Below are 8,978 nucleotides of genomic sequence, written 5' to 3' on the forward strand. Positions count from 1 at the left end.
TGAGATGGCCATGAGCTTCGCGGCCCTGGCCGGGTTCGTCGTAGGCGCCCTGGCAATCCTGTTCTACCGGAATCAGATCGAGGCCCCGAGCCGGGTCCCCGCGGCCGCCGACGGCGTGGAGACCGGAGCGACGCTGCCGCAGGGCGTGGCTTCCGTCCTGGCGGTGCTGCCCTCGTCCGCCGTGGTGCTCGACGCGCACGACAAGGTGCTGCGCGCCAGCTCGGCCGCGCGTGCGTTCGGGCTGGTCAAGGGCGACCGGCTGATGGCCGCCGAGCTGCTCGCGCTGGCCCGGCAGGTACGCCGCGACGGCGAGATCCGCGAGAGCGAGATCGACGTCGCGGGGCACAAGTTCGGCCAGGAAACCACCAACTTCGCCGTACGCGTGGCGCCACTCGGCTCCCACGGCCAGGTCCTGGTGCTGGCCGAGGACCAGACCGAGCGGCGCAGGGTCGAGGCCGTGCGCCGCGACTTCGTCGCCAACGTCAGCCACGAGCTGAAGACCCCGGTCGGCGCGCTGAGCCTGCTGGCCGAGACCATCCAGGACGCCGCCGACGACCCCGAGGCGGTCACCCGCTTCGCCAACCGCATGCAGCACGAGGCGGCCCGGCTCAACTACCTCGTCCAGGACCTGATCACGCTCAGCAGGATCCAGGGCGCCGAGCCCATCCCCACCCCCGGCCAGGTCTTGATCGACGAGGCCGTGCACGACGCCATCGACCACTGCAACACCAAGGCCGCCGCCAAGGACATCACTCTCGTCTCCGGCGGCACCGAGGGCCTGCGTATCTGGGGCGACGACGAACTGCTCGTCACCGCGTTGCGCAACCTGATCGACAACGCCGTCGCCTACAGCCCCGAGCACACCAGGGTCGTGGTCAGTGCGCGGCCCGCGGGCGACTCTGTGGAGATCAGCGTCAGCGATCAGGGCATCGGCATCCCCGAGGAGTGGCTGGAGCGCATCTTCGAGCGCTTCTTCCGCGTCGACGCGGCCAGATCCCGCGCGACCGGTGGCACCGGACTCGGCCTCGCCATCGTCAAGCACGTCGCCGCGGCACACGCCGGCGAGGTGTCCGTCTGGAGCAAGGAAGGGTCCGGCTCCACCTTCACGCTCCGCCTGCCCGCCTTCGGCGGCACGGCGGTGGCAGTACCACCCTCGATTCCCCTGGAGGCAGCCCCGTGACCGAGCGGAGTGAAGGAACCATTGAACGCGGCCCCCTTGGGGTCATGAGGCAGGGGAAGGAGGACTCATGACCCGCGTACTCGTCGTCGAGGACGAGGAGTCCTTCTCCGACGCCCTCTCCTACATGCTCCGCAAGGAGGGCTTCGAGGTGTCGATCGCGGCGACCGGACCCGAAGCGCTCGACACGTTCGACCGCAACGGCGCGGACCTGGTGCTGCTCGACCTGATGCTGCCGGGTTTGCCGGGCACGGAGGTGTGCCGCTCCCTCAGGCAGCGCTCCAAGGTGCCGGTCATCATGCTGACGGCCAAGGACAGCGAGATCGACAAGGTCGTGGGCCTCGAACTGGGCGCCGACGACTACGTCACCAAGCCGTTCTCCTCGCGGGAGCTGGTCGCCCGCATCCGCGCGGTGCTGCGCCGCCAGGGCGACGTCGCGGAGGAGCTGGAGACGGCTGTGCTGGCTGTCGGCCCGGTGCGCATGGACGTCGACCGGCACGTCGTGGCGGTGCGCGGGGAACAGGTGCAGCTGCCGCTGAAGGAGTTCGAGCTGCTGGAGGTGCTGCTGCGCAACGCCGGGCGGGTGCTCACCCGGGGCCAGCTGATCGACCGCGTCTGGGGCGCCGACTACGTGGGCGACACCAAGACGCTGGACGTCCACGTCAAGCGCCTGCGCGCGAAGATCGAGGCGGACCCGTCCAACCCGCGCTGCATCCTGACCGTGCGCGGCCTGGGCTACAAGTTCGACGCGGTGGAGAGCTGACGAACCCCTTGTTCCGGTGCGGCCCGCGTACCGGAACAAGGGGTTTTTCGTGTCTTCAGTGAGCCTCTTCCGCGTGGGCGGAGGGCGTCGGGGTGGGCGTGGGGGCGGGCGTGGCGTTCGGGGCCGGGGGGTAGTCCTTGAATTCGCGGCTGCGCGTGACCACAGGCACGTTCATGGACACGGTCCCGGCGTTGGCGAACTGGAGGTCCAGCCTGATGCTCTCGCCGCCTCTGAGGCTCTTGGGGATCGCTTCCAGCATGAGCTGCGGGGTGGGCTTGCCGGTGTTCACGAGCTGGTTGCTCGGGAGCTGGATCGGGGCGGTGATCTTGACCGTGCCCATGGTGCCCGCGGAGACGGCTTGCAGGGTGTCCGGGGTGCCGGCGGTGTTGAGGATGTTGAGGTAGATCGGAGCGGAGCCGCGCCAGGCGAGCTGTGCTCCGGAGTCCGGGCCGAGGATGAACGCCTGCGGGATTTGAATGCCGCGAGTGCCGTACGAGCCCTTGTCGATCAAGACTTGTGCCTCGTTGGGGGCGTACGGCTGGTTGGTGTTGGCGTTGAATCCAGCCGCGCACCCCGCGAGCACGGGGGCTGCCAAGAACGCGGCGGCTACGACATTCCAGCGACGGCTGGTCACGGGCGGGTTCTCCTTGGTCTAGCGCATGCGTGAGGATCAGCTCCCGCATGTCTCGCGCATGCGGGGATGAGCAGCGCCTACGATATCCACCCGATTCCATGGTCATATCCGCGCCCCCGCAGGTCATTCGCTATGTCTGGAAATTGGCGGCATACAGTTGAGCGCTTGTCAAGCCCTAATATGCGGCGTTGACCTGCAGTTATGATGATTTCACTGTTCCGGGAGGCTGTGGATGCGTGGTACCCTGGAGTACAGCGGAAGGGGTACTTGTCACATGACTTTCCAGGTCGGCGACACTGTCGTCTACCCCCACCATGGGGCTGCTCGGATCGAAGCAATCACGAAGCGATCCATCAAGGGTGAGGAAAAGACCTACCTGGTGCTCAAGGTCGACAAGGGCGACCTTACCGTCCAGGTGCCAGCCGAAAACGCAGAACTCGTCGGTGTGCGCGATGTTGTCGGCCAGGAAGGCCTCGAGCGGGTTTTCGATGTCCTGCGGATGCCGCACACGGAAGAGCCGACCAACTGGTCTCGTCGCTACAAGGCCAATTTGGAGAAGCTCGCATCCGGCGATGTGAACAAGGTCGCCGAGGTGGTTCGGGACCTGTGGCGGAGGGACCGCGAGCGCGGGCTTTCCGCAGGCGAGAAGCGCATGCTCGCCAAAGCACGGCAGATCCTGGTCAGTGAGTTGGCCCTGGCCGAGAAGACCAATGAGGACAAGGCCGAGGCCTTGCTCGACGAGGTTCTCAACTCCTGAGCGCGAAACTTCCACGGGTGGGCGTCGGAGTCGACGTCCACCCGTTCGCTTCGGGAACCTCAGGACGGGAGCTCAACCTCGCCGGCCTGCACTGGCCGGGCGAGCTCGGGCTTGACGGCCACTCCGACGGCGATGCCGCCGCGCACGCCGCCTGCGACGCCTTGCTGTCCGCGGCCGGTCTGGGTGACCTGGGCCGGCTGTTCGGCACGTCCGACCCACGCTGGGCGGGCGCCTCAGGCGCCGCGCTGCTCGAGGAGACCGCGCGCCAGGTGCGCGCCGCGGGCTACGAGATCGGCAACGTGGCCATCCAGGTGGTCGGCAACCGGCCCAAGCTGGCGCCACGCCGCCAGGAGGCCGAGAAGGCGCTCAGCGCCGCCGTAGGGGCGCCTGTGAGCGTCTCCGCCACCACCACTGACGGGCTCGGGCTGACCGGGCGTGGAGAGGGCATCGCGGCGTTCGCGACCGCGTTGGTGGTCAACCTCTCCCCCTAGCCGGGCGTCTTACCGAGGGATACGTGAGGGTGTCCCGGCGGGCCGTCGCTGGCTCGCCGTTAGTGCGGAGGCGGCGGTTCGTCACTGGCGCGGTACGGACCGCCGTCTTCCCCTTGTGGTTGTTCACCTGCTCGGCGGGTAGGTCTCAGGTGAACGTCGTCGGGGGGAGTTATCACATGATCGGCGCGATCGTTTCCGCAGTCGTCATCGGCGCCATAATCGGCGCGCTGGCCAGACTCGTGGTGCCCGGTAAGCAGAACATGTCCATCGGCCTGACGCTCATCGTCGGCATCGTGGCCGCGCTGATCGGCACGCTGATCGCGCATGCGCTCGGCTGGGCCGACACCAGAGGGATCGACTGGATCGAACACATACTCCAGCTCGCCCTGGCGATCGTGGGCGTGCTCCTGGTGACACGGATGGGCATGGGACGCGCCGGAGGCACCCACAAGACACAGGCCTGACCTGCCTGTTCGTAAAACAGCGCATAAAGTCGGGAGATCGGGTAGCGAGCATCCCCGTGAGAGTGAACCGCTCACCCTCATGGGGAGGTTTCCTACCATGACAATCGCATCCATCCTTGGCGCCATCGTGATTGGCGCCGTGATTGGCGCAATCGGTCGCCTGCTGCTTCCCGGCAGGCAGGCCATCGGGTGGATTCTCACCATCGTCGTCGGCATCGTGGCCGCCCTGCTGGGCACGCTGATCGCACAGATGCTGGGCGTGCAGACAACGCCGGGCATCGACTGGATCGAGCTGGTGATGCAGGTGGTGCTGGCCATTGTCGGCGTCGGCCTGGTCGCCGGGCTCCGGCGCGGCACAGCCTAGGCCGGATACATGGGCCCGCCCGGGAGTTGTCCTCCCGGGCGGGCCCTTTTCCATTCAGTCCTCGGGCGGGCGTGGGGTGCTGCGCACGCGTCCTGAAGGGGCCGGAGTGTCGTCGCGGATCACCGGGTGGGGTGTCGTGTCCGCTGACTCGTCCTGGGGGCGCTCGGTGGCTTGTGGGCGTTCGCCTGGCTCCGCTTCCTGGAACTCGGTGGCCTGCCGGCGCTCGTCGGTGTCGGCGGCATCCGGGCCGTGTCCCGGGTCCGGGACTTCTTCCTCGTTCTCGAAGACGGGGTGCGGCTGGGTGTCGGCGTCGCGGTCGTCGGGGCGCGGGTGGACGAGGACGTCCGCCGGCTTGACCCGGTCGCCCCAGCGGACGGGACGCGTCTCCGGCTGGGGTTCTTGGGCGGCGGGGTCCTGGACCGGGTCTTGGACGGGCTCCTGGTCGGGCTCCTGAGCGGTGGGCTCATGGGCTTCGCGGACGGGCTCGTGGGCTTCGCGGACGGGCTCGTGGGCTTCGCGGACGGGCTCTTGGGCGGGCCATTCGGTCACCTGGGTGGAGACCGGCGGGAGCTCCTGGGTGGAGACCGGCGGGGACTCCTGGGTGGAGACCGGCGGGGACTCCTGGGTGGAGACCGGTGGAGTCTGCGGGGCGGCCGTGGGACCGACCAGCGGTGCTGACTCCAGCACGGGCGCCGGCGCGGGCTGGGGCTCCTCCATGTCCAGCGGGGGCGGCGTCTCGGCCGGGCGGCCGCGGTGGAACGGCAGGATGTCCTGCTCCGCCGTACCGTCGTCGTCCTCGCCGCGACCCGGCTCCCGGTTGGCCTGCACGTGCTTGATCAGCAGCAGCCAGAGCCACAGGGCCAGGGCCAGCATGACCCAGGGCGCCAGGGCCACACCCACCGCCGTCTGCCGCGCGTCGAACGTGAACCGCACCGCCGTCGCCACGTCCGCCGCCGCGGCGGCCGCGATGAGCAGGACCAGCACGATCGCCGCCTGGATCCGTACCAGCAGCCGGGCCGAGCGCAGCAGCAGCACGCCGATCATCGCGACCACCAGCAGGGCGTCGAAGGCCGCCGGATAGAGGTAGGCGAGGTCCCGGCGGGCCTCGCCGGTGATGGCCAGCGCGCGCAGGTCGTCGAAGGACAACGCGCACGCGGCTCCGGTCAGGGCGGCGACCGCGAGCCCGGCAAGGGCGATGCCGAGGCGACGGAGCAGAGAGGGGGGAGTGACTTTCATGGCAGTTTTGAGCCTACAGAAGAATGTGGGGCAGGACCGATCAAGGGAGAGACATGGTCAAGCTGTCGGAAGAAGTCCGCAAACTCTTGGATGGGCCGAACTACGCCACGGTGACGAGCCTCAACCCGGACGGTGGGCCGCAGTCCACGGTCGTGTGGGTGCGTACGGACGGCGACGACGTGCTGTTCTCGACAGTGAAGGGGCGCAGGAAGCCGCGTAACTTCGAGCGCGACCCGCGGACCAGCCTGCTCGTCATCGACCCGGACGACCCATACCGGTACGCCGAGGTACGCGGGCGCGTGACCATGACCCCCGACCCCGAGGGCGCGCTCATCGAAGAGCTCTCGCAGAAGTATCGAGGGCAGTCATGGGAGGACAAACCGGGCACCGAGCGGTTGATTGTCCGGATCCGGCCGGACAGGGTCACGTTGCGGGGATGATTTATCGGCGTGGTGACGCCTCTCAGGCGTTAGCCTTGCCTTCGTGAGCCTGCACATCTACGACACCAGCACACGTGCCATCCGTGAATTCGTTCCGGTCGAAGCCGGCCGGGCGTCGATTTACCTGTGTGGGGCGACCGTGCAGGCTCCTCCGCATATCGGGCACATCCGCTCGGGCGTGAATTTCGACGTGCTGCGGCGTTGGCTGACGCGTTCCGGATATGACGTGATGTTCTGCCGCAACGTCACGGACATCGACGACAAGATCATCAGGGTCGCGGCCCAGGAAGGCGTGCCCTGGTTCGTCGTGGCCGAGCGCAACCAGCGGGCCTTCACGTGGGCGTACGACACGCTCGGCTGCCTGCCGCCGACGGTCGAGCCCCGGGCCACGGGCCATGTGCCGGAGATGATCACGCTGATGCAGCGGCTCATCGACCACGGGCACGCCTACGCCTCCGGCGGCGACGTCTACTTCAACGTCCAGTCATACGCCGACCGCTACGGCTACCTCTCCAACCAGAAGGTGGAGAACATGCGGGCCGCGGCCGACACCGATGACGAGTCCTGCAAGCGCGACCCGCGCGACTTCGCTCTGTGGAAGGGCGAGAAGCCGGGGGAGCCGATCTGGCCGACTCCGTGGGGTCCCGGGCGTCCCGGCTGGCACCTGGAGTGCTCCGCCATGGCGACGAAATACCTGGGGCCGACGTTCGACATCCACGGCGGCGGCATCGACCTGATCTTCCCGCACCACGAGAACGAGATCGCCCAATCCCAGGCGGCCGGTGACGGCTTCGCGCGCTACTGGATGCACAACGGAATGCTCAAGATCGGCGCGGAGAAGATGAGCAAGTCGCTCGGCAACTCCCTGCTGATTCCCGAAATGGTGCAGAAAGTACGCCCGGTGGAGCTGCGCTACTACCTGGCGGCGCCGCATTACCGCTCCTCGATCGATTACTCGGAGGAGGCGCTGCTGGAGGCCGCGGCCGCGTACCAGCGCATCGAGGGCTTCGTGACGCGCGCCGCCGAGGTGATCCACGACGTCGACGCGGACGCGCCGCTGCCGCAGGCGTTCGTGGACGCGCTCAACGACGACCTCGGCACGCCTCAGGCGCTGGCCGTCGTCCACGAGGTGGTGCGCGAGGGCAACGTGGCGCTGTCCCGGGGCGACAAGGAGGCCGTGGCGCGGCTGCTGGCCGAGACCCAGAACATGCTGGACGTGCTCGGGCTCGATCCGCGCTCGCCGCAGTGGCGGGGGGCCGGGTCGGACCTGGCGCCGGTGGTGGACGCGCTGGTGGCGGTGGCGCTGGAGCAGCGGAAGGCGGCTCGGGCGCGCAAGGACTACGAGGCGGCGGACGCGATCAGGAACCAGCTGGCCGCGGCGGGCATCACGGTCGAGGACACGCCCCACGGGGCTCGCTGGGAGCTCGCCCGCTAGGCGCTTTTGGGCTTCTGCGCGGCTACCTGAGCTCCCGCTTCAGCGAGCAGCTCTGGCCTGCCGCGCCCAGCCGTCGAAGCCGAGCCCGACCGCGTCGGCGCCGGCGTACGCGGCCGGGGCACGCGGCCACCTGCGTGGGGCTACCGCTCGCCGCCTCCTCGGGCGACATCCCATGCACGTCGACCAGGGCACGGACGAAGGACTCCAGCGCGGCATCGGTACGGTCCTTTGCGGCGCCCCGCCGGCCGCGCGTCAGAACGGCGAGCCGGGGAAGCCGCCGATGCCGACACCGTGTCCGGAGCGCTCCGCCCGGCAGTGCCGGATGACCTTCAGGTGCTGCTTCGAGGGTGTTCGGCGACTTTCAGCTCGCATACGCCGTCCGAGCACGAACGCTGTAGCCGCCCTCTTGAGATCGTCTGCACCAGCCCGATCGCCCAGCAGGTCGGGCACCCACGGAAAGCGAACAACGCCACGGCGGCGAGGAGCAGGCTGACCGGCCCCACCACCGGGATGAGCGCAACCGAGCCGATCAACGCCCCGAAACCCATCACACCGCGCCCCAGATGCCGGGACAGCGACGAACTCGCGAAGCTCTCGCTCTCAGTCATCAAGCTCCCCTGGAGTGGGATCGGACAAGGTGCGCTGCACCGCCGTACGGGCGCGATGCAACCGCGACTTCATCGCCGCCGTACTGAGCCCCAGCACGTCGGCGACCATCCGCCCGCTGAGCCCCTGCACATCTCGCATGATCAGCACCCCTCCGCTGGTCGGCGGGCAGCGCCGCGATCGCGGCCGCGACCCGTGCAGCCTCCAGCCGCTCGAACACCTCTTCCTCGGCCGACGGCACCACGGTGGGCTCGGCGAGCGGTGGCTGGAACCGCACCATCAGCCGTGCCCGCCGGATGCACTCATTGCGAATGATCCGGAACACCCACGAAACCAGCGCACCAGAAGCCCGCAAGGTCCCAATCTTGCGATAGAGGACGATAAGCGCCTCCTGCGCAGCGTCCTCGGCATCCTCGGGCGTGGCACACAACGACCGCGCGAACCGCTGCACGTGCGGGTGAGCGCCCGACACCAGCACCGCGATCGACTCGACGTCGCCACTGCGCGCGGCGGCGACCAGCCGCTCGTCCGACCACGTCACCTCAGCCACGTTCACGCCTCCTCCGGCGGAGCACGACGACACTACACGTGCAGATGAGCACGGCAGCGAC

Annotated in this window: 12 protein-coding genes and 1 pseudogene; 8 read left to right on the forward strand and 5 right to left on the reverse strand. The window is 68.7% G+C overall.

The features are described from left to right. The first annotated feature begins 4 nt into the window (after positions 1-4). Positions 5-1,180, forward strand: coding sequence for a sensor histidine kinase (locus tag ACTMTI_RS26030; RefSeq protein WP_441123159.1), 1,176 nt, complete (start codon positions 5-7; stop codon positions 1,178-1,180). A 67-nt stretch (positions 1,181-1,247) separates the two neighbouring features. Then, a complete protein-coding gene (locus ACTMTI_RS26035; protein ID WP_441123123.1) occupies positions 1,248-1,940 on the forward strand; it encodes a winged helix-turn-helix domain-containing protein in 693 nt (230 codons plus the stop codon). A gap of 55 nt (positions 1,941-1,995) precedes the next feature. On the opposite strand, the gene ACTMTI_RS26040 is transcribed toward ACTMTI_RS26035, so the two are convergent. Then, the gene (locus ACTMTI_RS26040) at positions 1,996-2,574 is read right to left on the reverse strand and encodes a copper chaperone PCu(A)C (RefSeq protein WP_441123124.1); all 579 of its coding nucleotides are present in this window, start codon (positions 2,572-2,574) and stop codon (positions 1,996-1,998) included. Between the two features lie 274 nt (positions 2,575-2,848). On the opposite strand from ACTMTI_RS26040, the gene ACTMTI_RS26045 reads away from it, so the two are divergent. The 4 genes from ACTMTI_RS26045 (at position 2,849) to ACTMTI_RS26060 (ending at position 4,650) form a co-directional block, all read left to right on the forward strand. Beyond that, positions 2,849-3,331, forward strand: a complete 483-nt coding sequence (locus ACTMTI_RS26045) for a CarD family transcriptional regulator (protein WP_043624891.1) — start codon at positions 2,849-2,851, stop codon at positions 3,329-3,331. A 17-nt stretch (positions 3,332-3,348) separates the two neighbouring features. After that, entirely contained in the window at positions 3,349-3,822 is a 474-nt protein-coding gene (ispF, locus tag ACTMTI_RS26050; RefSeq protein ID WP_441123125.1) for a 2-C-methyl-D-erythritol 2,4-cyclodiphosphate synthase, read from the forward strand. A 176-nt stretch (positions 3,823-3,998) separates the two neighbouring features. Continuing rightward, positions 3,999-4,286, forward strand: a complete 288-nt coding sequence (locus ACTMTI_RS26055; RefSeq protein ID WP_441123126.1) for a GlsB/YeaQ/YmgE family stress response membrane protein — start codon at positions 3,999-4,001, stop codon at positions 4,284-4,286. 97 nt (positions 4,287-4,383) lie between these two features. Continuing rightward, positions 4,384-4,650, forward strand: a complete 267-nt coding sequence (locus ACTMTI_RS26060) for a GlsB/YeaQ/YmgE family stress response membrane protein (protein ID WP_441123127.1) — start codon at positions 4,384-4,386, stop codon at positions 4,648-4,650. A gap of 54 nt (positions 4,651-4,704) precedes the next feature. Here ACTMTI_RS26060 and ACTMTI_RS26065 read toward each other — a convergent pair whose 3' ends face one another. Next, on the reverse strand, positions 4,705-5,886 hold the full coding sequence (locus ACTMTI_RS26065) for a hypothetical protein (RefSeq protein WP_441123128.1): 1,182 nt from the start codon (positions 5,884-5,886) through the stop codon (positions 4,705-4,707). Positions 5,887-5,939: 53 nt separating this feature from the next. Here ACTMTI_RS26065 and ACTMTI_RS26070 point away from each other — a divergent pair, with 53 nt between their 5' ends. Together ACTMTI_RS26070 and cysS are read left to right on the forward strand one after the other, a co-directional pair. Then, a complete protein-coding gene (locus ACTMTI_RS26070; protein WP_441123129.1) occupies positions 5,940-6,326 on the forward strand; it encodes a PPOX class F420-dependent oxidoreductase in 387 nt (128 codons plus the stop codon). Between the two features lie 43 nt (positions 6,327-6,369). After that, positions 6,370-7,761, forward strand: a complete 1,392-nt coding sequence (cysS, locus tag ACTMTI_RS26075; protein ID WP_441123130.1) for a cysteine--tRNA ligase — start codon at positions 6,370-6,372, stop codon at positions 7,759-7,761. Positions 7,762-8,090: 329 nt separating this feature from the next. Here cysS and ACTMTI_RS26080 read toward each other — a convergent pair whose 3' ends face one another. The 3 genes and pseudogenes from ACTMTI_RS26080 to ACTMTI_RS26090 all read right to left on the reverse strand — a co-directional run. Next, complete coding sequence (locus tag ACTMTI_RS26080; protein ID WP_441123132.1) at positions 8,091-8,369, reverse strand: hypothetical protein; 279 nt, start codon at positions 8,367-8,369, stop codon at positions 8,091-8,093. Next, a complete protein-coding gene (locus tag ACTMTI_RS26085; protein ID WP_441123133.1) occupies positions 8,362-8,508 on the reverse strand; it encodes a sigma factor-like helix-turn-helix DNA-binding protein in 147 nt (48 codons plus the stop codon). The genes ACTMTI_RS26080 and ACTMTI_RS26085 overlap by 8 nt, the downstream gene beginning before the upstream one ends. 70 nt (positions 8,509-8,578) lie before the next feature. Beyond that, positions 8,579-8,950, reverse strand: a pseudogene (locus tag ACTMTI_RS26090) (RNA polymerase sigma factor); the annotation flags it as partial. Between the last annotated feature and the right edge of the window lie 28 nt (positions 8,951-8,978).

Source organism: Nonomuraea sp. H19 (assembly GCF_052068215.1).
Lineage (GTDB): Bacteria > Actinomycetota > Actinomycetes > Streptosporangiales > Streptosporangiaceae > Nonomuraea.